Raw genomic sequence first — 22915 nt, forward strand, 5'->3', positions numbered from 1 at the left:
ACCCCTCCATTATGGCTGAAAGTTTGGTGTGCGTTTTGCCTGAGCGCGGCGCGCCGAACTTTCTGCGAACTTCCTGAGTAAGCTTACCGCGTCTGAGAGGGCTTTGTGTGCACGCGACGCGCTGAGGCCACTCGATAAGATTGCTTCATGATCGAAGAACGCAACTGGCCCTCCGTGCTGACTACCCTTTTGGATAGTGAAGACCTCAGCGTTTCGCAGGCAGAGTGGGCGATGTCTCGCGTGATGACGGGGTCTGCAACCGGTGCACAGATGGGTGCTTTTCTTGTTGCACTTCGTTCAAAAGGGGTCACGATTGATGAGGTAATCGGATTTCGAGACGCGATCCTTGCCGAGTCATTGCCGCTCTCGCTGCCCGCGATGTCGCTGGACATTGTCGGGACAGGGGGCGATCGCTTTGGTACGGTCAATGTTTCGACGATGGCCTCTGTGACCGCAGCAGCCGCCGGGGTTCCCGTGGTGAAACACGGAAATCGTGCTGCCAGCAGCCTTTCGGGATCCTCTGATGTTCTGAGTGCACTTGGCATAAATCTGGCTCTCGACGCCGATCAGCTCTCTGAATCTTTCGGTAAAGCGGGCATTGCGTTTGTGCACGCAGCCCGCTTCCTTCCAGGATTCCGCCACGCGGCTCCGGTTCGTTCGGAACTTGGGATCCCAACCGTGTTTAACTTCCTCGGCCCACTCTGTAACCCGGTCAGGCCTGAAGCTTCTGCGGTGGGTGTCGCCGATATTGAAAGGGTTCCGCTTTTTGTCGGCGTTTTTCGGCTTCGCGGCGCGTCGGCTCTGGTGTTCAGAGGTGATGATGGGCTCGACGAACTCACAACCACCGGTCACTCGCGTGTGTGGGAGGTGAGCCGAGGTGGCCTCACTGAACACGACATAGACCCCGAGACCTCGGCATACCGCGTGCAGAGATTCGCGACCTCGTTGGTGGAACTCCCGACGAGAACGCTGACGTGGTTCGTCGCCTGTTTGCGGGGAGAAGGGGCCGGTGCGCGATATCGTTCTACTGAACGCTGCCGCTGGTCTAGTTGCCTATGACCTCGCGAGTCGACCCGAGTCTGTCGAGAGGCCCCTGCTTGAGCGCCTCGCGGAGAAGATTTCAGTAGCGGCCGAGACTATTGATTCCGGTCTCGCTTCAGCGAAACTCGAAGATTGGGTCCGCGCGACTTCGGTCTATCACGGGACGCCCTCCTAGAAGCGAAATTCGGAGGCGTCGAGAAATTAGTCTCCGCGTGCAGGCGTTGCTGTGGGGTCAGGCGCACAACCTGTTTACCTAGTCGTTCGTGTGAGGACGATCCATTCGGCTGTACTTCGCTAAGAACGGCATCGGGTCGATGGGTTTTTTGTCGAGTACAAGCGCTAGATGCAGGTGCGGTCCAAACGACATTCCGGTGTTGCCCACGCGGCCAACTGGATCACCCATCTTGACGTCATCTCCGACTTTTAGGGTGTGCGATCCCATTTGCATGTGACAGTAACGGCTCGTGAGGGTTTTGTTATCGATGCTGTGTTCAAGCTTGAGACCGAACCCGCAGCCATCGTCTGCGAAGCCCGCTTCGAGTACCTCACCATCCGCAATTGCTTGGATGGGAGTGCCCGCTGTCGCCGCAAAATCTTGAGCGTCGTGAAATTGCTCTACGGGGGCGGTGCGGTACCCGAACGGGTCAGTAAGCATTACCGTTTGAACAAACGGATAGTTCACGAGAGCTTCGGGGCGGAAGGTAAACGAAGTCGGCGAAGAGTCGAGGGTTTCAACCGCATCGATGTTGCTGAGAGAGTCAGCCAGAGCTTCGGGAGCCTCAGCGGTACTGAATAGCCGCTGCTGCGCTGCGACAGCTGGCTCGGTGTAAGCGACATTTTCCGTGAGGGGAATTGAGAGTGCGAGTAACAACGCACACGCGCTACTGCCTGCTGCAACCTTGATAAAGGGGTGGCGACGCTTCGAATCAGTAGCCTCGGTCTCTATTGCCACAAGGGGAACGTGAGTACGAGCTGGAACGCGAACTGAAGAGGTATGGGTGGCCACGTGTTCAGCGCGCCGCGCGGGCGTGGTGAGCAGTGCTGTGGTTGCCACATCGGAAAGCTCATTTGCAACTGGTGTGGTTGGTGTTTGTCGTTCCCGCTGCTCTCGAAGAGATTTGCGAGAGGGGTAGCGGACCGGTGCCGGGGAGGAGCGTCTACCATTCGACCCCGCGTTACGGGAGTGTCGCAAGTAATAACCTCGCTTGAACATAACGGACAGATTACAACGAAGCCGCGCTGAGCGCCATCTCATTATTGAGAAAGCATTAACTGTGTGCTCGACTCAAAGACTGTTTTGCGGCACGAATAAATTTTTCTACAAGCGCAAGATCTTTCACTCCGGGGGCGCATTCCACGCCGCTGGAAACGTCAACCCCCACGGCGCTGCAGCTGAAATCGCCGAGGATACATTGTCTGGGGTGAGTCCCCCAGCGAGGATCCAGTTGCTGCCTAGGGCGCCAGGTTTTACTTGAGCGAGATTCCATGTTTCGCCCGACCCCGGCGTCGCGCCGTCGACCAAAAGACGCTCCTCGAAATACTCGCCAGATCGTAGTTTCGGGTGTGTCGTAAGCGAAGTAGCGCGCCAGACTCGAGGCAGGATCAACCGCGCCTTCGTGAAATCATCAAGAGTATATGCCTCCCGTGGAGCTGAAGAACGTTAAAACCAAGATCCCGAGCTATCTTTGCAGCCTCGATCGCGGGAACGCGGTTCACTACCAGAACGGTATCCGCGTGGGGGTTGGTGGTATTCACTGCAGACACGACCTTTGCCGCGATTTCGGGCTTTGCGTCACGTGGGCGCCGTGATCCCATGACCACCCCGATTGCATCGGCACCGAACCCAACTGCGCGCCGTGCCATCTCGGCATCGCGTAGCCCACAGATCTTTACATACACACTAGACAGGTCAGGCACGCAAGTAGTTAATCAGAGTAACGGGTGAGAGCCCTGTGTGTTCGCCCTCGTCGAATTACCGGGGCAAGTACATGCAGCGGGTCTATGCTCAGAGCATGTGGTTGCGACGAGCGTTTTACTGGTGGCTCTTTCCCTCTGCGATGTTGTTACCGCTCTGGTTACTTATTGGGTGGGGTGTGTTTCAAGCTGGTGGGTGGGTCTTTCTCTGGGTGCTGTTCGTCGCGATCCCGTCGGTGCTGATCGGTCAGTTGGTGCTGGCCCTCCTTGTTCGTTCCAGACCGTCGGTTCGTGCCAATGGGGCTGTGTCTTGGCTTGACGTTATGGGCTTCTCCGTGTGGCACGTGCTTGTGATTCTCGTGGGCTGCTTTATCGAGGCCTGGTTTCCGTTGCTGCTCACCGCAGCAATTGTTGCTGCGATCGGGTTGTTCTGGTTGACCTTTCGGCAACTGCGGGCTGAGATCGTGGCCCGTGTTGAGATGAACTCAGGGGAGTTATCTATGAGGAAGCATCCACGAGTGGAACGGGTTTTGCGAAACCGGGGAGGTGCTCATCATTACTGATGCCCCTTCAGATGATGAGGATCCTCGCGCGACACCAAAGAATTGACTAAGCGTGAATGGCGATCCTTCGGAGGCGGTCAATAGTGTGCGTGAGGCCTATGGTCTCAGAGCAGCGGAGTATGCCAAGGTCTTAGGTAACATGGGGGCAACCCACTCCGCGGATCGTGAGTTCGTGCTGCGCTGGGCAAGGCGATGCGTGGGGCCGGTTATTGATGCCGGTTGTGGTCCAGGACATTGGACCGAGTTTCTCAGGCTTGAAGGTATTGAGGTAGAGGGAGTCGACTGTGTTCCCGAGTTCATCTCGGAGGCCGAACAGCGATACCCCGACACTTTGTACAGGCTTGCGGTTCTGCCGGACCTTGAAGTTGCCTCAGGGGCACTCAGGGGAGTGCTCGCGTGGTACTCACTGATTCATTTGCCTCCTGAACAAATGGGGGCGACGATCACCTCACTGGCCAAATTCTTGCAACCAGGAGGTGAACTCGCACTGGGCTTTTTTGAAGGACCAGAAATTGAGCCATTTGAGCACGCGGTGGTGACCGCCTATTTTTGGCCAATCAATGAGCTTGTGCGTCACCTTGAAAGCGCAGGTTTTGAGATCGTAGAAATCGACATGCGTGCAGATCCTCATGCTCGTTCGCACGGGGCGATCTCAGCTCGACTCTCTGCGCGATAAACTCGTGCCCGCACCCACTTCGTGCGATTGAGTTTTGGAGGGCAACAATGAAGCAGCAGGAAAGCCCAGCCAAAAACGGCATTGCCCGTGTTGAAAAATGGGAAATGCGAACCGCCTGGCCACTGTTTTTGGGTTCCGTCGCCTTTGTGACGATTCTGACCTGGACTTTCTTTAATGAGGGAACGCGGGAAGACCTCCTAACGCTCGCAATAGCGACGCTTCCGCTGCTCTGGGTCTGGTTTGCGACCGACTATTTTGTTCGTCTCGGAATGGCTGGGCGGGATCGTCGACACTTTATTGCCACGCGGTCGCTTGACCTCGCGAGCCTGATACTGCCGTTCCTTCGGCCCTTTCTCATTCTTGTCTACATTTGGAGACTTCCGGTGTTCAGGCACGGATCCGGGCGCGCTCAACGCGTTCGCTACATCCTTACAATCACCCTGTTCACCTTCATGCTTGTGTACACCGAGTCGTACTGTGTGTGGCTCGTCGAGAGAGATGCCCTGGGTGCAAACATCGTGAACTTTGGTGACGCCTTGTGGTGGGGCTTTGCGACGATTGCGACCGTCGGGTACGGCGATTTTGTGCCGGTCACTGTGCCTGGGAGAGTGCTCGCTGTCACGCTTATGGTCGGGGGATTCTTCGCGATCGGAGTTGTCACAGCGACCTTGGTTTCAGAACTCAACGACCGGATCCACAAGGCAGCACAAAAGATCAAGGAACGGCGTGAAGCAACGGAGCATCAAGCGGACACTGGTTGAAGTGTGGCTATGACACCGTCATTGCTGCAGCGGTGATGATCACAAAGCCGAATGTGCTCCAGTCGTTCAAGATGTGAGCACCCGTTGATACCGCGATGTTCTTTGTACGAATAAAGGCGAGGGTCAGTACGAGGCGGGCAGCTCCGATGATGAGGAGTGCCTGCGCAAAGTTCCAACCGTAGGTTGGCAGGTGCGCAGCACTGAACCACATGGCCGTGATGACCCAGGCGAGAATGATGGAGGTTTTGCGGCTTAGTTTTGCCTTTGAATAGAGCAAGTACATCACGGCGAGGAAAGGGAGGATCGTGAAAATCTCCTCTCCAAAGAGCTGAATGCCGGTTCCGAGGAAAAACGCGAGGACTTCGACTTCACCAGCATCGGCGAGGCCATCGGCGGCCGTATTTGCATTTGCGCCGAAAAGCATCGCAACGAGAATGCCAACGAGCGACGTCACAGCGAGGTTTAGTAGCCAGAACACGACCATTGTCAGTCAGTCTCGACCGCTGAGGCGATGGAAGATGGCCGACCAATACTTCCCAGTGAACACGACAAATAGAGTGAGAGGGATCGCGGGGAACAGAATGCGGGGGATTAGCGCCGTAAGCTCGTCGGAACGCGGAATTGATATGAGTGCCAGAAACCCGAGAATGCAAGCCACGATGATGAGCAGCCATTTCCACGTGCCTACCATAATCGGTTCACCGTCGTAATACGGGAAGTCGCGATCATCATTTCGTTCGATGAAGCGACCGAAACGTTTGGGTGCTGCGAGCTCTGGATTCATGACTGGATTATTGCAGTTCGAATTCTGTGGCGCAGGGGATGGTGCTGGTATGACGTGCGCGGTAATGAGGGAGCGGGCAATTCTGCTTAAACTGACATAATATAGATTATCGTGCAATCGCGAATCGGATTGCAGGATAATCTATGGCCCAATCAGGGACCGGTTGTTGGGTACGTATTTGGGTGCACGATAATCTGAGTCAGCATTCAGCGGTGAGCGGTTGATAGCCACGCAACCGCGGCAAAAGAGTATGTAGTAACTTCTGGCCAGGAATCAGCCAAACAAGAACGGGTATGGATCCAGGTAAGGCACATAGTAGTTATCGTTGAAACCTGGGATGACCTCAAAGTGCAGGTGGCAGCCCGTGCTGGCTCCTGTCGAGCCAACCCAGCCAATGGTCTGGCCTGCCTGCACGTACTGACCGGCGCTCACCGGCGGCCAGCCAATCATGTGAGCAAAACGTGTCTGGTAACCATTGTCTTGGTTGAGATAAACCATGTTGCCACCAAAATTGTCGACATAGCCCGCGATGCTGACAGTGCCTCCAACAGGTGCCACGATGGGTGTGCCGCATGGTGCAGCCAGGTCCAATCCAGTGTGGTCGGGACGCTCAGGCGGGCGGAAACCCTCAGAGATGTAGTAGTTCGAAGTCGGGATAATCCAGCCGGTTGACGACTGGCCGCCACCACCACCGCCTCCGCCAGTGTTGCCTCCGCCTCCAGTGTTTCCGCCGCCAGAGTTATTGTTGTTCGCGTTCTCGGCGTTCTTTCTGGCTTCTTCTTCGAGGCGCTGGCGCTCAGCTTCTTCTTCGCGCACGCGTTTCTCGTAGCCGGCAACGGTGTTTGTCGTGGTGTCTTTGAGGGCAGCCAGCTGAGCCGTAAGCTCATTCTGTTTCGCTTCCTGGGCCACCACGCTCGAGCGTTGCGCCTCGACCGCCTTTGCCGCAGCAGCCTCCTTGGCCTGCAGGTCAACCAGCAGCGCCTCACGTTCCTTCTTTGCGGCTTCGGCTTGTTTGCCGAGTGAAGCAGCGTTGTTAGCGGACTGTTCTGCTTCTCCTGAGATTTCGCTATTGCGCTCAGTTGCCTTCGACATTGACGCGAGGCGATCAAGCAGTGCATCGCTGGTCTTCGCATCTGACTCCAGCAGCAACTCAAGGCTGCGGTCCACTCCCCCCGAGCGATACATCTGGGCGACGATCACGCCGGCACGGTCTGCCGCATCGTCAGCCTTCTTTTTGCTGTCTGCAGCCTGGGTGACGAGTGAGTCTGCTTTCCAAGCGGCATCGTTAAACTTTTGCTGAGCCTCGCGCATTGCCTCGGTCGCTGCCGCGTGTGTGTTTCTCAGACGAGTGAGTTCCTTCTCCCCGCGGCAATGAGACCCTCTATCTCCTTAGCTTTGGCTGCGGCAGCCGCCTCGTTTTTCTTGGCATTTTGAACGTCTTCCCAGGTTGGCAGGTCAGTTGCCTGCGCTGGAACCGGGGTGAAGTGTGCGGGTGCAGCCAGCGTGAGTGCCAGAGCGGCGGCAAGTATTGCACGCACCCAAATGTTCTTGCGTGCGGTGGTGTGCTTAGCCATGTGATCCCAAACGGTAACTCAATTAGATGTCCGGAACGAATCTATCGAGAATTTGCCGAAAAAACCGTGAGTCAAATTCGCGTTTTCCTGAGAATCTGTCAGATTCGATGTTTTAGGTGCTGAGACGAAAGAGCGAACGCGAGCCAAGAATACTGGTCCCGATGACACCGTACTGCCCCGCGTTGAGCAGCAGGCCTTGATTCGAGATTGCAACCGACACGAACGCCAAAACAATAGCTGCCGCGATGAGAACCCAACTCAGTATTGCCATTCCGACCAAGGCCGTGCCCGCGAGCAGGGGCGTTCCCCGTGATGTCGATGGTCGAATCAGCGTGGCAATTGCAAACGCCACGATCCCGAGCGCAATTGCCCCAAGCACATCGCTGGGTCTGTGCCAGCCATAAGCCAGCAGCTGCCAGCCAACGGCCGAGAGGGTCGCCGCCCCACCGAGAGTGACGATTGCACGAGCCCTCGTGGGTACCGCCCAAATGATCGCCGCAACGAGCACGGTGAAGACGGTCATGTGACCGCTGGGAAAAGTGTTCGGGGCATCAAGCTCAAAGAGCTCGGGACGATCTAATAGTTGCAGCTTCAGCAACTGTGAGGTAAGAATCGCGAGTGCAGATATAGCCACAATTCCCACCGCGCGAACGATGCCGTGCACGATCCAGGCTAGAATTCCGATGGCCAGCAGTGCGACGCCCACGGAAGGAGTCGACACCAGGTTGAGCGGCGCAGGCGGGTCCGTGGTAAATCTGGCAGCCTCGAGTACGCTGGCCTCCGCCTCCTGCCCGAGTGCGCTCTGTACGCCAAACACGTAAGAACCGATGCCGAGGGCCGCCCAAAACAGTGTCGACCAGAGCGCGCGCAGGCGCCGCCCGGTAAGCGCTATGCTCATCGTGAAGCCCCCGCACAGCCGGTGAGTTTCGCTTGATCTGCGGTGCGCACAGCCCAGAGGGCAAGAGCCGCAGCGGTTGACACGTTGAGGGAGTCCACGCCGTGCTCCATCGGGATCACAACGGAACGTGAGGACGAGGCGAGCGCTCGTCTGCTCAGACCTGTCCCTTCGGTTCCAAACATGAGCGCCAGGCGATCTGGAAGATGGTTAACGTAGTCGGCAAGATCTTCTGCGTCATCTTTCAAGGCAAGGGCCGTGAGCTCGTAGCCCTCTTCGCGAAACATTGGTCCGGCAACTCGCCAGTCTGGCATGCGTGCCCAAGGCACCTGCAGTACCGCCCCCATGCTCACGCGCACCGCACGGCGATAGAGAGGATCAGCACAGGCTGGGGACAGCAGTACCGCATCGGCGCCGAGCGCCGCAACCGACCGAAAAATGGCGCCGACGTTTGTGTGGTCGGCCAAGTCTTCAAGAACCACGACACGCCGTGACGTGCGCAGCAATTCAACCGGATCGCGATCGGTGGGCCGGTGCATTGAGGCCATTGCTCCCCTGTGGAGGTGGAAGCCCGTGAGCTGTTCGAGCTGCGCCGACTCCCCCACATAAACCGGAACCTCGGGGTAATCCGTAAGAATCGACTCAACCTTGGACAGCCAATCCTCAAGTAGTAGCAGGGAACGCGGTTGATGCCCGGCTCTGAGAGCACGCTCAATAACCTTCGGTGATTCTGCGAGGTACAGTCCCTCCTCGGGCTCGCGCACGCGCCGCAGTGCCACATCGGTGAGCTGCGTGTAATCGGCGAGTTCGGGCGCGGTGAGATCGCTTATCCGCGTCACCCTCACGCGGCAACCTCATTTTTTGCTGCGTTGGAGTTCTCAATCAGAAACTCGGAGATATAGGTGACCGCGTCTTCCACAGCTTCGTAATGCACAAGATGTCCGGTGCCAGGGATGATCCGAAGTCGCGACCAGGCAATGCGATGGTGCAGTTCCAGCTGCTTTGAGAGCGGGGTAATGTCGTCGCGCTCCCCCGCAATCAGGAGCGTCGGTCGATCAAACACTGCAGCGCGCTCGATGACGGTGTTGGAGACCGATGCCCGGAAGGCTTGGAAGAGCGTTGAAGGGTCTGAGAAGGTGCTGAAATAGCTGGCGTGTTGGCCGTGGATCCAGGCACGTAATTCGACGTCGCCCGTTTTAGCCATGACCTCGCTCATGCCACGCACGACTATAGGGCTGCCGAGAAGCTGACGCGCGGCACGCTCTGGCAGCAGTTCTGCGGCACGGTAATACCCAATTGTCAGTTGAGTAAGTGCGGCTTGAGGTCCCTTGAGAGCTGGTGCAGAGATCGGGTTGATGAGTACCACCCGGCTAGCTTCGAGTCCCCGGCCATTGCCGCTGTCACGACCAGTGAACCGAATGAGTGGCCGAGGATTGCGAAGCCCTCGGAGCAGCCTCAGCTGCGAAGGCACGCAGCCATTCGCCATATAGGTCGATGTTGTGCTCGCGGTTTGGGATCGCGGGTGTTTCACCAAAACCGGGCAGATCGGGCACCACTGTGCGCACGCCCGGCAATGCCTTGGCAACTCCGCGAGCGATGGCATCTAGACCGTGGTGATCCCCTCGGAAGCCGTGTACGAGGATCAGGGTCGGGGGGTGCGTGTTCCCCTCTGTCGCGCTGTCAGCACCGTAATGCCAGGCTCGTGTTTCAATGCCGAGCGTGGGAACAAAAAGAGGTGCGGTAGTCACGAAACGATCCTACCGAGGGGTCCTGGCAGATGGCTGCGCCACGTCGGGCCCCGCAAGCTACCAGCAGTCGGTAACATCAAAGGAACGAAAGGACCTCTGTGACCCCCTCTACTCCTCTTTGGGCAGCCAATCTCGCGGTGTTCGACACCGAGACCACGGGCGTCGATACCGCCCACGCACGCATCGTGAGTGCGACGGTCGCCCTCCTCGGGTCCGAAGGTGAGGTGCTTGAGCGTTACGACTGGCTTTTGAACCCCGGTATCGAAATCCCTCCGGCGGCTCAGCGAGTGCACGGAATCAGCACCGAGATCGCACGCGCGAGCGGCATCGACGCGGCGGTGGGTGTGCAGCAGATCATTGAGCAGCTTGCAGAGATGATTGAGCGCGGGTTTCCGGTTGTTGCCTACAACGCACCCTACGACCTCACGCTGTTGCGTGCCGAAGCTGCGCGATACAGTCTCGCGTGGCCGGAGATCTTCGCCCCCGTGATCGACCCGCTGGTCCTCGATAAGCAGTTTGATCGTTATCGAAAGGGCAAACGTACGCTAGAGGCCGTAGCCGCCCACCACGGCGTGGAAATCGGTACAGCCCACGACGCCGGTGATGATGCGATCGCGGCGGGACGTGTGTTGCAGTGCATCGCGCGTAAATACGGAGATGTGATACCGAGCGAACTCGAAGAGTTGCACCGCGCGCAGATTGCCTGGGCAGCTGCGCAGGCCGCCAGCTTTCAGGAATACATGAGGAAGGCTCGCGATCCTCACTTTGTCGCGGAGGGTAGCTGGCCGCTGCGTTAAGACTGCTGAGGGCAAACAAAAAGGTGGTGGCGATTCGAAGATCGCCACCACCTTTTGTGTAAAGCCTCTGACTATGCGCCGAAGCCCTTGAAGCGCTGGTTGAACTTCTCCACGCGACCGGCGGAGTCCATGATGCGCTGCTTGCCCGTGTAGAACGGGTGTGATGCGCTCGAGATCTCAACGTCGATGACCGGGTAGGTTGCACCGTCGAGCTCGATCGTCTTGTCGCTCGACAGCGTCGAACGGGTGAGGAAGGTCTCTCCGGAAGCGAGGTCGCGGAAGACGATTGCGTTGTACTCGGGGTGGATGTCGGTCTTCATGAGTGTCCTTATATTGAGTAGTTGATGCTGCGATTCGCGCACCGAAGTCTTGCGGCTTGTCCGCGCCAAGGTTCTACTTTAGCAGAACTCGCCACGAACATGCGCCGTGAAACAGATTAGTTCCAGCTTAGGGCCTGGCAACCGCGGCGTAGCGCCCATCTTGCACGGTCAACCCGAATGGCATCCCAAAGGTTGCCTCAAGATTTTCCGCGGTGAGGGTGTCTGCAATTGGCCCGGAAGCCTGGATCTGCCCGTCGCGCAGCATGAGCACGTGGGTGAACCCCGGAGGCACTTCTTCAACGTGGTGTGTCACCATGATCATCGCTGGCGAGGAGGGTGATTGGGCGAACCCTGAGAGCATCTGCAGCATGCGTTCGCGGGCGCCGAGATCGAGGCTCGCACTGGGCTCGTCGAGCAGCAGCACCTCGGGATCGGTCATCACCGCGCGCGCGATGAGCGCACGCTTGCGTTCCCCGTCGCTGAGGGTGCCGAACGTGCTGTCCGCGAGCTCAAGCAGATCCCACTCCGCGAGGATACGCTCGGCCTGTCGCACGTCGATCGGGTCGTACTGCTCGTTCCAGCGACCCTCGACAGAGTACGCGGCCGTCAGCACAATATCGCGCACGATCTCGTTTGCGGGGATCCTGCGGGCTGTCGCTGAGGACACAAAGCCGAGTCGGGTGCGAAGTTCAAAGATATCGACACGCCCGAGGCGCTTTTCGAGCACGTCGACCGTGCCCGATGTCGGGTAGTCGTTGGCAGTCGCAAGCTTCAGCAGCGTTGTTTTTCCCGCGCCGTTCGGCCCGAGGATCACCCACCGCTGCGAATCTTCAACGGTCCAGTTAATGCCGTTGAGAATCGGGCGACGATTGCGGAGGTAGGTGACATCGGTGAAGCGCAACACATTGACCATGGCAGCAAGCCTAACCAGACGCGCGGCAACCGTGCGCAAGCCACCCCGTCATCTCTAGACTGGATCGCATGAGCCTTTCCCCCTTAATCGTTCTCGACTGCGACTCCACCACCATTCAAGACGAGGTGATTGAGCTCATCGCTGACGTTGCGGGCACTCGCGAACGGGTTGCCGAGATCACGGAGCGCGCGATGCGCGGTGACTTGGACTTCTCTGAAAGTTTGCAAGAGCGAGTGGCGACACTTGCGGGTACACCCGAATCGGTGTTCGCTGATGCCTATAGTCGTGTGCGACTCTCCCCTGGCATTCGAGAGCTGATTGCAGAGGTGCGCAAGCGTGGTGGCAAAGTGGGGGTAGTGTCGGGTGGCTTTCACGAGGTGCTGGATCCAATCGCTCGAGATCTCGGCCTTGATTTTTGGCGCGCAAATCGACTTGAGGTTGTTAACGGCCTCTTGACTGGTCGCACGGTTGGACCCATCATTGATGCCGCAGCAAAGGCCGAGGCCCTTACAGAGTGGTCGGCCGAGTCCGGTATTCCGCTCACCGCCTCGGTTGCCATCGGCGACGGAGCGAACGACCTCGAAATGATGAAGATCGCAGGCTTGGGCGTGTCTTACAACGGTAAGCCGATCGTGCGGGATCAAGCGGACGTATCCGTAGAAGACGATTTGGCCCGTGTGATCCCTCTGCTTGATCGCCTCAGCTAGAAGTTGTTCAGTATTTCCGTGTCGCTCGGAATCACTCCTTCGCCGAGCAGTGAAGCGCCGAGCCTCTTGAGTGCTGTCAAAGCGACATTCTGCGGCATTGGGCCGTAGGAGATGCGAGCAACACCCAGCGACTCGTATTCGCCTGCGCTGAGGGCCCCAGGAAGGCCAATCACGCTGACCTTGCGCTCTCCAATGCCGGCCACGAGCTGGCGTGTCACATCGGCGTCGAGAATCCCCGGCACGAAGATGCAGGTCGCGCCTGCGTCGAGGTACGAACGCCCACGCTCAACTGCATCCGCGATGATTTCGTCAATAGGGCGGTTGCCGCCCCGCACAAACGCATCGGTGCGAGCATTCAGCGCAAAACTGACACCCTCACGCTCCCCCGCCTTGACTGCATCCGCCACAAGCCTGGTCGACTCCACCAGGGGACGAAGCTGATCCTCGATATTGGCGCCGGAAACGCCTACGCCAATTGCGCGGCGCACGGTCTCTCCAGCGTCTCCAAAACCACCGTCGAGATCCGCCGAGACCGGCAGATCGGTCGCCAAAACGATACGGCCTACAGCCTCAAGCATCAGGTGAAGCGGAATCTGCTCGCCATCGGCGTAGCCGTGGCTTGCTGCGATCGCGTGACCAGCGGTTGCGATGGCGCGTGTGCCGGGGAGCTCCGCTACAACGCGTGCGCTCACGGCATCCCACACGTTGACAACCCGAAGTACCTCGGATGCTTCGTAGAGGGAACGGAGTGTGTTGGCGTCTTCTGCGACGGCTGAACGTGTGCGTGGGGCAGGAATGTGGTTCATGTCCCTCACCCTACGAACAACCGTCGCAAAACGAAAGGGTCTTGTGTACTAGTGGCCCATGCCAAGGCCACCGTCGACCGGAATCACGGCACCCGAAATGTAAGCCGCGTCGTCTCCGGCGAGGAATGATGCGGCTCCGGCGATCTCCGCGACCTGGCCGAAACGGGCGGCAGGAATCTGTGAGAGATACTGCTTCTGCTGCTCGTCGCTTAGCTCGGCGGTCATGTCGGTCTCGATGAACCCGGGCGCAATGACGTTCGCTGTGATGTTGCGGGCACCAAGCTCGCGGGTGAGCGAGCGAGCGAAGCCCACAAGCGCGGCCTTCGAAGAGGAGTAATTGATCTGACCTGGTGATCCGTAAAGTGCAACCACGCTCGAGATGAGAATCACGCGCCCGAAGCGCCCCTTCAGCAGCCCCTTCGCCGAACGCTTTACCACGCGGAAAGTGCCGGTGAGGTTTGTGTCGATGACACTCGTAAATTCTTCCTCGGACATGCGCAGCAGCAGTGTGTCCCGAGTGATTCCTGCGTTCGCCACAACAACCTCAACGGCTCCAAGCTCTGCCTCGATTTGAGTGAAAGCGGCATCGATCGAGGCGGCGTCGGTCATCTCTGCGCGCACCGTGAGTGATCCTGCTGGCCCCTCGCCCGAACGAGCGGTGACGGCGACCCTATGGCCGTCCGCAATCATCCGCTCTGCGATGGCAAAACCGATGCCACGATTGCCACCGGTCACAAGAACAACACGGGAGGTGCTCATTGGGAGACCCTTTCTGTAGGAAAAGTGCGACTCTCACCCTATCGTTCGCTCGCATGCTTGGGGCTATGGTCCGGTGTTTCTTGGGGCTAAGGCCCAGCGGAACGGCGTAGGCTATTCGCGGTACGAAGAAGGAGCCCATGGCTGAGAGCTACAGTGTCACGTCGGCGGGAGTGAACCCCGCTGAGGATCGCACGCACCGTATGCGCATGTACTTCATCGCGATGGCGCTTCGAGTGGTGTGTGTGGCCTCACTCTTTTGGCTGCGTGATTGGTGGGTGTTGCTAGCAGCGGCCGGTGCTATCTTTCTCCCCTGGTTTGCTGTGATGGTTGGTAATGCGGTGGCCCACAGCGTTGATCAACCCGTTGACGCACCTGACCCGCTCCAGCTTGAGAGCGGAGAACCAGAGGTCTCGACCGACTCCCCCGCCGACATGTTGCTCGTGGTTGACGTTGATCCTGAGCGGCGAGGATCGGGCGGAACCGCCGAGCCCGAATCGCCCGAGTCCACTGACTCAGACTCAGACTTAGGTGAGCCTCAGCCACCCGCCCAGGGAATTGCCCAGTGAGCGCCGCGGTGTTCCCCGGGCTCAGTCTCGGGGTGATGCTGCTCAGCGGTTTGAATGCTCTAGGGCGGGTTGTCGCGAGTCGGCGGACTGGGCGATCCTGTGGCGCAACCCGAAGATCCATGCTGAGGATCGCCGCAAGACCTGGCTCGCCTGTGAAGCTCACCTGTCCACGCTGCGCGAGTTTTTGTCTGATCGATCGTTTCCACTTGAGGTTGTTACCGTAGGAGAACTTGATGTCTGATCCCACACAGGTCGGGTGGACGTTTCTGCGGTCGCGTCGCTGGATCGGGTACTTTGCGATGCTGATTGTGTTCTCGATCGCGTGTGTGATGCTCGGCAACTGGCAGTTCGAACGCCGTGCCGAGGCACGCGCAGAGATCGAGCGAATCGATAACAACTACGGTGCCCCAGCGATTGCACTTGCTGACGAGCTTCCAACACTTGATGCCTTTGACGAGTCGAAACAAAAATGGCGGACGGTCTCGGTTGTTGGTGAGTACTTCGGTAATCCTTTTCTTGCTCGCAACAGGCCCGGCCCCAACGGGGTTGGCTCCGATCTGATCCAGCCGATCCGCACGAACTCCGGCGAGGTGTTTTTTGTGGATCGTGGCTGGGTGAGTATCGACGGCAGCGAAGCCAGCAGCGTGAAGGTTGAGGATCTGCCTCAGCCCGCCGCAGGCAAAGTTACCGTCGAGGTGCGTCTGCGCGCCGGCGAACCCAAGATCCCTGGTCGCACCTCTTCGGGTCGAACGGTTGCGAGCATCGACCTGCCTGAGCTGGCGAAGCTCTCGGGAACCGAAGGTGAAAGTTATACGGGTGCCTACGGCATGCTGATCTCTGAGTCCCCGCGGGAGAACACGGTTGGCTGCCGCCGAAGCCGGAGCGTGACGAGGGACCACACCTCTCTTACGCGCTGCAGTGGTACGTGTTCATTTTGATAGCCCTGATCGGAGTTGGGTTCGCCGCGAGGCAGGAGTATCGCGGCCTTAACGCTGGCAGTGGATCTGTCAAAGAACAGGATCGCCGCCGCGCTGAACGCAAGACCCGAAAAGGCCCCACCGATGCTGACGAAGAGGATGCACTGCTCGATGCGTAAAATGACCACTCTCGCTGTTCTTGGTCTCGCGGGTGTGTTCGCCCTCTCTGGTTGCGCAGCAGAGCTTGACCCGGTAGAGGCGCGAGATTCTTTGGCAGAAGTGACCGAAGATCCCGAACCGCCGGCAACTGCCAGTGAATACGACGCTGAGCTACACCCGGAGCCCGTGGTTGAGCCACAGGAGTGCTCACGCTACCTCGTGATTACCGCACGAGGCACAGGGGAGCCTTCGAAGGGGCAGCTGCTCTCCCCGTGGCGAAAGACATCTCAAAGGCTCGCCCGGGCGAGGTAACAACTGAAGATCTCGACTACCCCGCCGACACCAACGTTAAAGAGGGTGGTACCCGCGGGGTGCGCGTGCTGATTGACACCCTCAACGTTCAGACTGAGGCGTGCCCTGATCAGAAGTTTGTGCTGCTCGGCTACTCGCAGGGTGCCATGGTGATCGGTGACGCTCTCGCTGATGCCAAGACCCGCATGATCGGTGAAACGACCGGCGCGCTCACTCAAGAGGCCGCCGAGCACGTGCTTGCGGTTGTTCTGTATGGTGATCCGCGGTTTGAGGGACAAGAAACCTTCAATGTCGGGAGTTTTGATCCCAAACTAGGCGGAATTATGCCGCGTCAGTTGGGCTCCCTGGGCACCTACGCTGAGCGCATTAGAGATTTTTGTGTCGAGGGAGACCTTGTGTGCCAGGCAAGCCTAGCGGCGGGCGAGTCCCGCGAAGCGGTCGATTCCGCCCAGGAGCAGCACGTCGCTTATTACACAAACGGCATGCAAAAGGAGGGGCCGAATTCGTCATCGACAAGCTCGACCCCAAAACAAAGAAAGCTACGCCAACTCGATGAGCTCGAGGTAGTCCTTTGACCAGTGATCTTCGGTCGCGTCGGGCATGATCAGTACGCGCTCAGGGTTGAGCGCCTCGACGGCGCCCTGATCGTGTGACACGAGTACAACAGCACCCTTGAAGTGTGCCAGGGCGTCGAGGATCTCCTCGCGGCTCGCGGGGTCCAGGTTGTTGGTGGGCTCGTCAAGCAGTAGCACGTTCGCGCTTGATACCACGAGCATCGCGAGCGCAAGGCGGGTCTTTTCGCCGCCTGAGAGCACTCCCGCTGGTTTGTGTACGTCGTCGCCCGTGAACAGGAACGAGCCGAGCACCTTGCGCGCTTCGGTTTCGGTCAGGTGGCGCGACACCGAGATCATGTTCTGCAACACGCTCGCTTTGACGTCGAGCGTCTCGTGTTCCTGCGCGTAGTAGCCGACTTTGAGGCCGTGGCCGGCAACAATCTCGCCGGTGTCGGGCTCGTCCACCTGGGCGAGCAGGCGCAGCAGAGTGGTCTTGCCCGCACCGTTGAGACCCAAGATCACCACCTTTGAGCCGCGGTCGATTGCAAGATCAACGCCGGCAAAAATCTCGAGCGAACCGTAGGACTTCGAGAGCCCCTCCGCCATGAGCGGTGTTTTCCCGCAGGGGCCGGATCCGGGAAGCGCAGCTTTGCTACTCGATCGACCTGGCGCACCTCTTCAAGGCTCGACAGCATCTTGTCGGCACGCGCCACCATTTGGTGAGCAGCTGCCGCTTTCGAAGCCTTTGCTCCGAAGCGGGCGGCCTGATCCTTGAGTACCGAGGCCTTCTTTTCGATGTTCGAGCGTTCCTTGCGGCGACGCTCTTCGTCGGCAGCGCGCTGGCGCAGGTACAGCTTCCAGCCCATGTTGTAGATGTCGATGACCTGGCGGTTGGCATCGAGGTAGAAGACACGGTTGACGGTCTCACCCACAAGGTCGATGTCGTGACTGATCACGATGACACCGCCCTTGTAGGTCTTTAAGAACTCGCGCAGCCAGACAATGGAGTCGGCGTCGAGGTGGTTGGTGGGCTCATCGAGGATCATCGTGTCGGCGTCCGAGAAAAGGATGCGCGCAAGCTCGATGCGACGACGCTGACCACCGGAGAGGGTGCCGAGCGGCTGATCAAGAATGCGATCGGGAAGCCCAAGGTTGTGTGAGATTGAGGCGGCTTCTGACTCGGCAGCGTAGCCGCCCAGCGCGTGGAAGCGGTCGGTGAGATTTCCGAAGCGCTTCATCGCCTTTTCAGCGGTAGCGGGATCGTCAGACGCCATTTCTTCGGTCGCCTTGGCCATGTTTTTGGTCAGGGTGCCGAGTCCACGGGCATCGAGAATACGGTGTCGTGCGAGCTGGTCGGGGTCGCCGGTACGTGGATCCTGCGGCAGGAAGCCCAACTCGCCCGAGATGGTGATGTTGCCCTCAGCGGGTGGCAGCTCACCCGAGAGTGTGCGCGTGAGCGTTGTTTTGCCGGCACCGTTGCGCCCGACGAGACCAATCTTGTCGCCGGGGTTTACCCGAAACGTGACCCCTGACATCAGGCGACGCGCACCGACATCGATCGCTAGATCCTCGACCGTAATCATGTGTGCGTTCAACTCCCGGGTTCGTGTTCGGGAGAGCATCTCCCGCCAGACAACCTTGCTAGTCTACGTCACTTTGGGTTGAGGGTTGGTCCTGCGTGCCGCATGAAGCAAGGGAGCTCACACCAGGTGTACAAGAATCAGTAGGCTGGGGGCAGGCCACACACGAGAAGGAGTCTCAAGATGAGTTCTGAAGAAGACGCACAGCGCGAGGCTGCCGAAGAGTCGAAACGGAAGTTTCGCGAAGCTCTTGACCGGAAAAAGAAGCAGCAAACACAGCCGCGCGGTGCTGGGAAACGAGGAGATGCTGGCCCCGTTGGCCATGCACAGGGGTCCGCGGCGCATCAGCGCGAGTTTCGCCGCAAGAGTGGCTAGATAGCAAAAGAGCTCCTCACCACACGGGTGAGGAGCTCTTCTCGTTTCGCTACTAGATCGAAAAGCCCAGCGCTCTCATCATGTCCCGACCGTCGTCGGTGATGCGTTCCGGCGTCCACGGCGGCATCCACACCCAGTTGATGCGGAAGGCCGTCACGAGCCCGTCGAGCGACTCAGCGATGTCGTTCTCGATCACGTCGGTGAGGGGGCAGCCCGCACTGGTCAGCGTCATACTGATAACCAGAGCATCGTGTTCCTCGTCGAAAGCTAGATCGTAGATCAAACCGAGGTCGACAATATTCACGCCGAGCTCGGGATCGGACACGTTCTTCAGTGCTTCGATCGCCTGCTCGCGGAATTCCGGGTCGATTGACTGCGGAACTGTGGTCGTGTTCTCGCTCATGGTGACAGCCTACGCCTTAAGCCTCAACGAGGAAACGGTCGTAGCCCTCTTCTTCAAGGCGATCTGCAAGCTCGGGGCCACCCTCTTCTGCGACGCGACCGTTCACGAACACGTGCACGAAGTCGGGCTTGATGTAGCGCAGGATTCGCGTGTAGTGCGTGATCAGGAGGAGCCCGAGTCCGGTGTTGTCTTTCGCGCGGTTCACGCCCTCGGACACAATCTTGAGCGCGTCAACGTCGAGGCCGGAGTCGGTCTCGTCGAGCACAGCGAACTTGGGCTTCAACAGTTCGAGCTGCAGAATCTCGTTGCGCTTCTTTTCGCCGCCGGAGAAGCCCTCGTTCACGTTGCGCGATGCGAAGGACTCGTCCATGCGCAGGTTCTCCATTGCAGACTTGACCTCCTTCATCCAGGTGCGGATGGCGGGGGCTTCGCCGTCGATGGCGGTCTTGGCGGTGCGCAGGAAGTTTGCGTTGGTGACGCCCGGGATCTCAACGGGGTACTGCATCGCGAGGAAGAGTCCAGCCTGAGCGCGCTCATCGACGCTCATTTCGAGCACCTCTTCGCCGTCGAGCAGGATCGATCCACTGGTGACCTCGTAACGTGGGTGGCCAGCAATTGCGTAGGCAAGCGTCGACTTGCCTGAACCGTTCGGGCCCATGATGGCGTGGGTCTCGCCCTGCTTGATGGTGAGGTCGACTCCGCGCAGGATCTGCTTCGCGCCCTGCTCGGTCTCGACACTGACGTGCAGGTCCTTGATCTCAAGAACTGAACTCATGACTGAATCTCTTTCGTAACGTTGGGGTCTATGTACACGTCGCCGTGGTTAATCTCGACGACATAAACGGGAACCGGTTCGTAGGCCGGCAGGTTTTGGGGTTGGCCGGTGCACAGTGAGAATGCTGAGCCATGTGCCCAGCACTCCAGGGTGTCACCCTCCACGAAACCCTCAGAAAGGCTGATCTGGCCGTGGCTGCAGGTGTCACCGATGGCGTGCACTTCGCCCTGAGAATCGAGCACTACAGCAATCGGAACACCATCGATGACCACACGAGTGGCCTGATCCTGAACCAAATCGCTGATTGCGAGTGCCTTCTGCAGCCCCATTTAGATGGAACTCTCGGCGAGTTCAGCCTCGATTGCTTCCTGCAGTCGAGCCTCAGTTGCTTCGTGGCCAATCTTGCTGACCACCTCAAGCAGGAAGCCGCGAACGACAAGCTTGCGTGCTTCCTCTTCTGATACGCCGCGGCTCATCAGGTAGAACAGATGTTCCTCGTCGAAGCGGCCCGTTGCCGAGGCATGGCCCGCGCCCTCAATGTCGCCGGTTTCGATCTCAAGGTTCGGGATCGAGTCTGCGCGGGTGCCCTCTGAGAGCACAAGGTTGCGGTTCTGCTCGTAGCTGTCAGTGCCAGTTGCGTTACGGCGGATGAGCACGTCGCCGATCCACACGGTGTGAGCACCCTCGCCCTGCAGCGCACCCTTGTAGGTGACGCGGCTGCGGGTGTGAGGGGCGTCGTGGTCCATATAGACCTGGTGCTCAAGGTGCTGGCCAGCATCGGCGAAGTACGCGCCGAAGGCCTCGCCGTTTGCGCCTTCGTGATCCAGGTGGATCGAGGGGTTCAGGCGCACGATGCTGCCGCCGAGCGATACCACGATGTGGGTGAACGACGCATCGCGGCCCACGGTGGCGTAGTGGCTGGCGAGGTGGATCGCCTCGCTCCCCCACTGCTGCACCGAAACCAGAGTGAGGTTCGCGCCGTCGCCGACGACGATCTCGACGTTTTCGGAGAGCTGCGCCGAGCCGGTGTTCTCGACGATAACGAGGCCCCGGCTGTTCGCCTTGGCCTCGATGATCGTGTGTGCGGCGCGAGGCGCCGCATCAAGGGAATCACGAGTGATCGTCGCGGTGACGTGCTCGTCGCCCGACACGGTGACCAGGTGTGCCTCCTGGAACGCGCTCCACGCCGCGGCAGCTCCGCGCTCTTCGGGTGTGCCGGCGCGACCGATACGCTTATCGTCGCGTGCGATCCACTCTGCGGTGATCCCCGCTACGGCAGGAACCTCAACCGCGATGCGGGAACCGTCGAGTTCACCGTTTAGTAGAGCGTCGAGCTTCGCGACTGGCGAGAACTTCCATGCGGCCTCGCGGCCGGTGACCTTCTCGAACGCCGCAACGTCGGTTGATTTCGGGCGCTCTGAGCGAGTCTGCACCGGGATGCGGTTTTCCCAGTCTCCGTCGGAGTGCGCTTTCAGGCCGTGCTGAGCATTACCCTCTGCTGCGGGCACTGGTTTGGTGGCTTCAGCTGTGGTCATTATCCGACGGATCCTTCCATGCCCATTTCAATGAGCTTGTTCAGTTCGAGGGCATACTCCATGGGCAGCTCACGAGCGATCGGCTCGATGAAGCCGCGCACGATCATTGCCATGCCCTCTTCTTCCGCCATTCCGCGGCTCATAAGGTAGAACAGCTGCTCTTCGCTGACGCGGGAAACGGTAGCCTCATGGCCCAGTTGAGCGTCATCGGTGCGAATATCGATGGCAGGGTAGGTGTCGCTGCGCGAGATTCGGTCTACGAGCAACGCGTCACAGACCACCGAGTTTGCGGAGTGGTGAGCGCTGGCTTCGATGCGAACCTCGCCGCGGTAACCGGTGCGACCGCCGCCACGTGCGATCGACTTCGCGAGGATCGACGATTGTGTGTTGGGTGCGAGGTGAATCATCTTCGCGCCCGTGTCCTGGTGCTGGCCGGGGCCCGCAAACGCTACGGAGAGAGTCTCTCCCTTTGCACGCTCTCCCGTCAGGTAGATCGACGGGTACTTCATGGTGACCTTGGATCCGATGTTGCCATCGACCCACTCCATGGTCGCACCCTCTTCTGCCACGGCACGCTTGGTGACGAGGTTGTAAACGTTGGTTGACCAGTTTTGGATCGTCGTGTAACGAACGCGAGCGTTCTTCTTCACGATGATCTCAACGACTGCGGAGTGCAGCGAGTCAGACTTGTAGATCGGGGCCGTGCAACCCTCGATGTAGTGCACGTAGCTGTCTTCGTCGGCAATGATGAGCGTGCGTTCAAACTGGCCCATGTTCTCCGTGTTGATGCGGAAATAGGCCTGTAGCGGGATCTCGACGTGAACACCCTTCGGTACATACACAAAGGATCCGCCCGACCAAACGGCCGTGTTGAGTGCGGCGAATTTGTTATCGCCCGAGGGGATAACGGTGCCGAAGTACTCTTCAAAAATCTCTGGGTGCTCGCGAAGCGCGGTGTCGGTGTCAAGAAAGATGACACCCTGCTCTTCGAGGTCTTCACGGATCTGGTGGTACACCACCTCGGACTCGTACTGAGCTGCGACGCCGGCTACAAGGCGCTGGCGCTCTGCCTCGGGAATGCCGAGGCGCTCGTAGGTCTCTTTGATCTCTTCCGGCAGCTCTTCCCAGGTGGTTGCCTGCTTCTCGGTGGAGCGCACAAAGTACTTGATGTTGTCGAAATCGATGTCGGAGAGGTCAGCGCCCCACGACGGCATCGGTTTCCGACCGAAAATCTGCAGAGCCTTCAGGCGTCGCTGCAGCATCCACTCGGGCTCGTTTTTCAGGGCTGAGATCTCGCGCACGACCTGCTCACTGAGGCCACGTTTTGCAATCGCGCCCGCCTCATCGCTGTCGTGCCAGCCGAATTCGTACTGGCCCAAGCCCTCAAGCTCTGGCCGGTCGATCAATACCTCAGGCATGATCCCTTCCTCATTCATTGTCTCGCTGACAGGGCCTTACCTATATGAGATTAGACACTCACA

30 protein-coding genes and 2 pseudogenes are annotated in these 22915 nt (G+C 59.0%); 12 read left to right on the forward strand and 20 right to left on the reverse strand.

Annotated features, from left to right (window positions below):
• The first annotated feature begins 147 nt into the window (after window positions 1-147).
• Window positions 148-1059 carry an anthranilate phosphoribosyltransferase gene (trpD, locus tag G7066_RS06825; RefSeq protein WP_244303347.1) on the forward strand — a complete coding sequence of 304 codons (912 nt, stop codon included), beginning with the start codon at window positions 148-150 and terminating at the stop codon, window positions 1057-1059.
• Window positions 1060-1294: 235 nt separating this feature from the next.
• On the opposite strand, the gene G7066_RS06830 is transcribed toward trpD, so the two are convergent.
• Together G7066_RS06830 and G7066_RS16955 are read right to left on the reverse strand one after the other, a co-directional pair.
• A complete protein-coding gene (locus tag G7066_RS06830; protein WP_244303348.1) occupies window positions 1295-2095 on the reverse strand; it encodes a M23 family metallopeptidase in 801 nt (266 codons plus the stop codon).
• Window positions 2096-2309: 214 nt separating this feature from the next.
• Window positions 2310-2647, reverse strand: a pseudogene (locus tag G7066_RS16955) (phosphoribosylanthranilate isomerase).
• Between the two features lie 406 nt (window positions 2648-3053).
• On the opposite strand from G7066_RS16955, the gene G7066_RS06840 reads away from it, so the two are divergent.
• The 3 genes from G7066_RS06840 to G7066_RS06850 are packed head-to-tail and all read left to right on the forward strand — an operon-like array spanning window position 3054 to window position 4955.
• Window positions 3054-3518, forward strand: a complete 465-nt coding sequence (locus G7066_RS06840) for an MFS transporter permease (RefSeq protein WP_166329981.1) — start codon at window positions 3054-3056, stop codon at window positions 3516-3518.
• A 52-nt stretch (window positions 3519-3570) separates the two neighbouring features.
• A complete protein-coding gene (locus G7066_RS06845; protein WP_244303350.1) occupies window positions 3571-4194 on the forward strand; it encodes a class I SAM-dependent methyltransferase in 624 nt (207 codons plus the stop codon).
• Window positions 4195-4241: 47 nt separating this feature from the next.
• Complete coding sequence (locus G7066_RS06850) at window positions 4242-4955, forward strand: potassium channel family protein (RefSeq protein WP_166329983.1); 714 nt, start codon at window positions 4242-4244, stop codon at window positions 4953-4955.
• Window positions 4956-4962: 7 nt separating this feature from the next.
• Here G7066_RS06850 and G7066_RS15270 read toward each other — a convergent pair whose 3' ends face one another.
• From G7066_RS15270 to G7066_RS15940, 8 genes are all read right to left on the reverse strand, one after another.
• Complete coding sequence (locus G7066_RS15270) at window positions 4963-5439, reverse strand: CPBP family intramembrane glutamic endopeptidase (protein WP_205881548.1); 477 nt, start codon at window positions 5437-5439, stop codon at window positions 4963-4965.
• A 6-nt stretch (window positions 5440-5445) separates the two neighbouring features.
• On the reverse strand, window positions 5446-5739 hold the full coding sequence (locus G7066_RS15275; protein WP_205881549.1) for a hypothetical protein: 294 nt from the start codon (window positions 5737-5739) through the stop codon (window positions 5446-5448).
• Between the two features lie 273 nt (window positions 5740-6012).
• Complete coding sequence (locus G7066_RS06860) at window positions 6013-7050, reverse strand: M23 family metallopeptidase (RefSeq protein WP_166329985.1); 1038 nt, start codon at window positions 7048-7050, stop codon at window positions 6013-6015.
• A gap of 29 nt (window positions 7051-7079) precedes the next feature.
• Window positions 7080-7313: a hypothetical protein gene (locus tag G7066_RS06865; protein ID WP_166329987.1), complete on the reverse strand. Its 234-nt coding sequence runs from the start codon at window positions 7311-7313 to the stop codon at window positions 7080-7082.
• A gap of 112 nt (window positions 7314-7425) precedes the next feature.
• Entirely contained in the window at window positions 7426-8211 is a 786-nt protein-coding gene (locus tag G7066_RS06870) for a phosphatase PAP2 family protein (protein ID WP_166329989.1), read from the reverse strand.
• A complete protein-coding gene (locus G7066_RS06875) occupies window positions 8208-9053 on the reverse strand; it encodes a TrmH family RNA methyltransferase (protein WP_166329991.1) in 846 nt (281 codons plus the stop codon). Before G7066_RS06875 ends, G7066_RS06870 begins: the two co-directional genes overlap by 4 nt.
• Complete coding sequence (locus G7066_RS15935) at window positions 9050-9574, reverse strand: alpha/beta fold hydrolase (protein WP_244303351.1); 525 nt, start codon at window positions 9572-9574, stop codon at window positions 9050-9052. Before G7066_RS15935 ends, G7066_RS06875 begins: the two co-directional genes overlap by 4 nt.
• A gap of 34 nt (window positions 9575-9608) precedes the next feature.
• A complete protein-coding gene (locus tag G7066_RS15940; RefSeq protein WP_244303352.1) occupies window positions 9609-9956 on the reverse strand; it encodes an alpha/beta fold hydrolase in 348 nt (115 codons plus the stop codon).
• Between the two features lie 98 nt (window positions 9957-10054).
• On the opposite strand from G7066_RS15940, the gene G7066_RS06885 reads away from it, so the two are divergent.
• Window positions 10055-10753 carry an exonuclease domain-containing protein gene (locus G7066_RS06885; protein ID WP_166329993.1) on the forward strand — a complete coding sequence of 233 codons (699 nt, stop codon included), beginning with the start codon at window positions 10055-10057 and terminating at the stop codon, window positions 10751-10753.
• Between the two features lie 71 nt (window positions 10754-10824).
• Here G7066_RS06885 and G7066_RS06890 read toward each other — a convergent pair whose 3' ends face one another.
• Both G7066_RS06890 and G7066_RS06895 read right to left on the reverse strand, forming a co-directional pair.
• A complete protein-coding gene (locus G7066_RS06890; protein WP_017884662.1) occupies window positions 10825-11073 on the reverse strand; it encodes a type B 50S ribosomal protein L31 in 249 nt (82 codons plus the stop codon).
• 127 nt (window positions 11074-11200) lie between these two features.
• Window positions 11201-11986 carry an ABC transporter ATP-binding protein gene (locus tag G7066_RS06895; RefSeq protein ID WP_166329995.1) on the reverse strand — a complete coding sequence of 262 codons (786 nt, stop codon included), beginning with the start codon at window positions 11984-11986 and terminating at the stop codon, window positions 11201-11203.
• Window positions 11987-12054: 68 nt separating this feature from the next.
• Here G7066_RS06895 and serB point away from each other — a divergent pair, with 68 nt between their 5' ends.
• Window positions 12055-12693, forward strand: coding sequence for a phosphoserine phosphatase SerB (gene serB / locus G7066_RS06900; protein WP_166329997.1), 639 nt, complete (start codon window positions 12055-12057; stop codon window positions 12691-12693).
• Here serB and G7066_RS06905 read toward each other — a convergent pair.
• Window positions 12690-13499, reverse strand: coding sequence for an isocitrate lyase/PEP mutase family protein (locus G7066_RS06905; protein ID WP_166329999.1), 810 nt, complete (start codon window positions 13497-13499; stop codon window positions 12690-12692). The genes serB and G7066_RS06905 overlap by 4 nt on opposite strands.
• Before the next feature lie 48 nt (window positions 13500-13547).
• Window positions 13548-14258 (reverse strand): 3-oxoacyl-ACP reductase FabG, encoded by a 711-nt coding sequence (gene fabG, locus G7066_RS06910; protein WP_166330001.1) that lies wholly within the window; start codon window positions 14256-14258, stop codon window positions 13548-13550.
• A gap of 137 nt (window positions 14259-14395) precedes the next feature.
• On the opposite strand from fabG, the gene G7066_RS06915 reads away from it, so the two are divergent.
• From G7066_RS06915 to G7066_RS06925, 5 genes are all read left to right on the forward strand, one after another.
• Entirely contained in the window at window positions 14396-14824 is a 429-nt protein-coding gene (locus G7066_RS06915) for a DUF3099 domain-containing protein (protein WP_166330003.1), read from the forward strand.
• A gap of 233 nt (window positions 14825-15057) precedes the next feature.
• The gene (locus tag G7066_RS06920; protein WP_244303354.1) at window positions 15058-15762 is read left to right on the forward strand and encodes an SURF1 family protein; all 705 of its coding nucleotides are present in this window, start codon (window positions 15058-15060) and stop codon (window positions 15760-15762) included.
• Complete coding sequence (locus G7066_RS15950; protein WP_244303355.1) at window positions 15750-15920, forward strand: hypothetical protein; 171 nt, start codon at window positions 15750-15752, stop codon at window positions 15918-15920. The genes G7066_RS06920 and G7066_RS15950 overlap by 13 nt, the downstream gene beginning before the upstream one ends.
• Window positions 15913-16212, forward strand: coding sequence for a hypothetical protein (locus tag G7066_RS15955; RefSeq protein WP_244303356.1), 300 nt, complete (start codon window positions 15913-15915; stop codon window positions 16210-16212). Before G7066_RS15950 ends, G7066_RS15955 begins: the two co-directional genes overlap by 8 nt.
• A complete protein-coding gene (locus G7066_RS06925; protein ID WP_244303357.1) occupies window positions 16173-16787 on the forward strand; it encodes a cutinase family protein in 615 nt (204 codons plus the stop codon). The genes G7066_RS15955 and G7066_RS06925 overlap by 40 nt, the downstream gene beginning before the upstream one ends.
• Here the strand turns inward: G7066_RS06925 and G7066_RS06930 are convergent.
• Window positions 16752-18349, reverse strand: a pseudogene (locus G7066_RS06930) (ABC-F family ATP-binding cassette domain-containing protein). The gene G7066_RS06925 and the pseudogene G7066_RS06930 overlap by 36 nt on opposite strands.
• A 180-nt stretch (window positions 18350-18529) precedes the next feature.
• Between G7066_RS06930 and G7066_RS06935 the strand changes: the two are divergent.
• Window positions 18530-18721, forward strand: coding sequence for a DUF5302 domain-containing protein (locus G7066_RS06935; protein ID WP_166330005.1), 192 nt, complete (start codon window positions 18530-18532; stop codon window positions 18719-18721).
• 52 nt (window positions 18722-18773) lie between these two features.
• On the opposite strand, the gene G7066_RS06940 is transcribed toward G7066_RS06935, so the two are convergent.
• The 5 genes from G7066_RS06940 to sufB are packed head-to-tail and all read right to left on the reverse strand — an operon-like array spanning window position 18774 to window position 22852.
• Window positions 18774-19124, reverse strand: a complete 351-nt coding sequence (locus G7066_RS06940; RefSeq protein WP_244303358.1) for a metal-sulfur cluster assembly factor — start codon at window positions 19122-19124, stop codon at window positions 18774-18776.
• Between the two features lie 16 nt (window positions 19125-19140).
• Window positions 19141-19899: a Fe-S cluster assembly ATPase SufC gene (sufC, locus tag G7066_RS06945; RefSeq protein WP_166330007.1), complete on the reverse strand. Its 759-nt coding sequence runs from the start codon at window positions 19897-19899 to the stop codon at window positions 19141-19143.
• Window positions 19896-20228, reverse strand: coding sequence for a non-heme iron oxygenase ferredoxin subunit (locus G7066_RS06950; RefSeq protein WP_166330009.1), 333 nt, complete (start codon window positions 20226-20228; stop codon window positions 19896-19898). Before G7066_RS06950 ends, sufC begins: the two co-directional genes overlap by 4 nt.
• Window positions 20229-21434, reverse strand: coding sequence for a Fe-S cluster assembly protein SufD (gene sufD / locus G7066_RS06955; RefSeq protein ID WP_166330011.1), 1206 nt, complete (start codon window positions 21432-21434; stop codon window positions 20229-20231).
• Window positions 21434-22852 carry a Fe-S cluster assembly protein SufB gene (sufB, locus tag G7066_RS06960; protein ID WP_166330013.1) on the reverse strand — a complete coding sequence of 473 codons (1419 nt, stop codon included), beginning with the start codon at window positions 22850-22852 and terminating at the stop codon, window positions 21434-21436. Before sufB ends, sufD begins: the two co-directional genes overlap by 1 nt.
• Window positions 22853-22915: the final 63 nt, after the last annotated feature.

Source organism: Leucobacter coleopterorum (assembly GCF_011382985.1).
GTDB classification, from domain to species: Bacteria; Actinomycetota; Actinomycetes; order Actinomycetales; family Microbacteriaceae; genus Leucobacter; species Leucobacter coleopterorum.

Excerpts from the sequence above, each read along its gene's own strand:
- G7066_RS06940 (WP_244303358.1), bottom strand. The coding sequence starts at position 19,124 with ATGAGCGAGAACACGACCACAGTTCCGCAGTCAATCGACCCGGAATTC.
- G7066_RS06905 (WP_166329999.1), bottom strand. The coding sequence starts at position 13,499 with ATGAACCACATTCCTGCCCCACGCACACGTTCAGCCGTCGCAGAAGAC.
- trpD (WP_244303347.1), top strand. The coding sequence starts at position 148 with ATGATCGAAGAACGCAACTGGCCCTCCGTGCTGACTACCCTTTTGGAT.
- G7066_RS06865 (WP_166329987.1), bottom strand. The coding sequence starts at position 7,313 with ATGGCTAAGCACACCACCGCACGCAAGAACATTTGGGTGCGTGCAATA.
- sufC (WP_166330007.1), bottom strand. The coding sequence starts at position 19,899 with ATGAGTTCAGTTCTTGAGATCAAGGACCTGCACGTCAGTGTCGAGACC.
- fabG (WP_166330001.1), bottom strand. The coding sequence starts at position 14,258 with ATGAGCACCTCCCGTGTTGTTCTTGTGACCGGTGGCAATCGTGGCATC.
- G7066_RS15955 (WP_244303356.1), top strand. The coding sequence starts at position 15,913 with ATGCGTAAAATGACCACTCTCGCTGTTCTTGGTCTCGCGGGTGTGTTC.
- serB (WP_166329997.1), top strand. The coding sequence starts at position 12,055 with ATGAGCCTTTCCCCCTTAATCGTTCTCGACTGCGACTCCACCACCATT.
- G7066_RS06920 (WP_244303354.1), top strand. The coding sequence starts at position 15,058 with ATGTCTGATCCCACACAGGTCGGGTGGACGTTTCTGCGGTCGCGTCGC.
- G7066_RS06850 (WP_166329983.1), top strand. The coding sequence starts at position 4,242 with ATGAAGCAGCAGGAAAGCCCAGCCAAAAACGGCATTGCCCGTGTTGAA.
- G7066_RS06895 (WP_166329995.1), bottom strand. The coding sequence starts at position 11,986 with ATGGTCAATGTGTTGCGCTTCACCGATGTCACCTACCTCCGCAATCGT.
- G7066_RS06915 (WP_166330003.1), top strand. The coding sequence starts at position 14,396 with ATGGCTGAGAGCTACAGTGTCACGTCGGCGGGAGTGAACCCCGCTGAG.
- G7066_RS15275 (WP_205881549.1), bottom strand. The coding sequence starts at position 5,739 with ATGAATCCAGAGCTCGCAGCACCCAAACGTTTCGGTCGCTTCATCGAA.
- G7066_RS06890 (WP_017884662.1), bottom strand. The coding sequence starts at position 11,073 with ATGAAGACCGACATCCACCCCGAGTACAACGCAATCGTCTTCCGCGAC.
- G7066_RS15270 (WP_205881548.1), bottom strand. The coding sequence starts at position 5,439 with ATGGTCGTGTTCTGGCTACTAAACCTCGCTGTGACGTCGCTCGTTGGC.
- sufB (WP_166330013.1), bottom strand. The coding sequence starts at position 22,852 with ATGCCTGAGGTATTGATCGACCGGCCAGAGCTTGAGGGCTTGGGCCAG.
- G7066_RS06950 (WP_166330009.1), bottom strand. The coding sequence starts at position 20,228 with ATGGGGCTGCAGAAGGCACTCGCAATCAGCGATTTGGTTCAGGATCAG.
- G7066_RS06840 (WP_166329981.1), top strand. The coding sequence starts at position 3,054 with ATGTGGTTGCGACGAGCGTTTTACTGGTGGCTCTTTCCCTCTGCGATG.
- G7066_RS06860 (WP_166329985.1), bottom strand. The coding sequence starts at position 7,050 with ATGCGCGAGGCTCAGCAAAAGTTTAACGATGCCGCTTGGAAAGCAGAC.
- G7066_RS06935 (WP_166330005.1), top strand. The coding sequence starts at position 18,530 with ATGAGTTCTGAAGAAGACGCACAGCGCGAGGCTGCCGAAGAGTCGAAA.
- G7066_RS06870 (WP_166329989.1), bottom strand. The coding sequence starts at position 8,211 with ATGAGCATAGCGCTTACCGGGCGGCGCCTGCGCGCGCTCTGGTCGACA.
- sufD (WP_166330011.1), bottom strand. The coding sequence starts at position 21,434 with ATGACCACAGCTGAAGCCACCAAACCAGTGCCCGCAGCAGAGGGTAAT.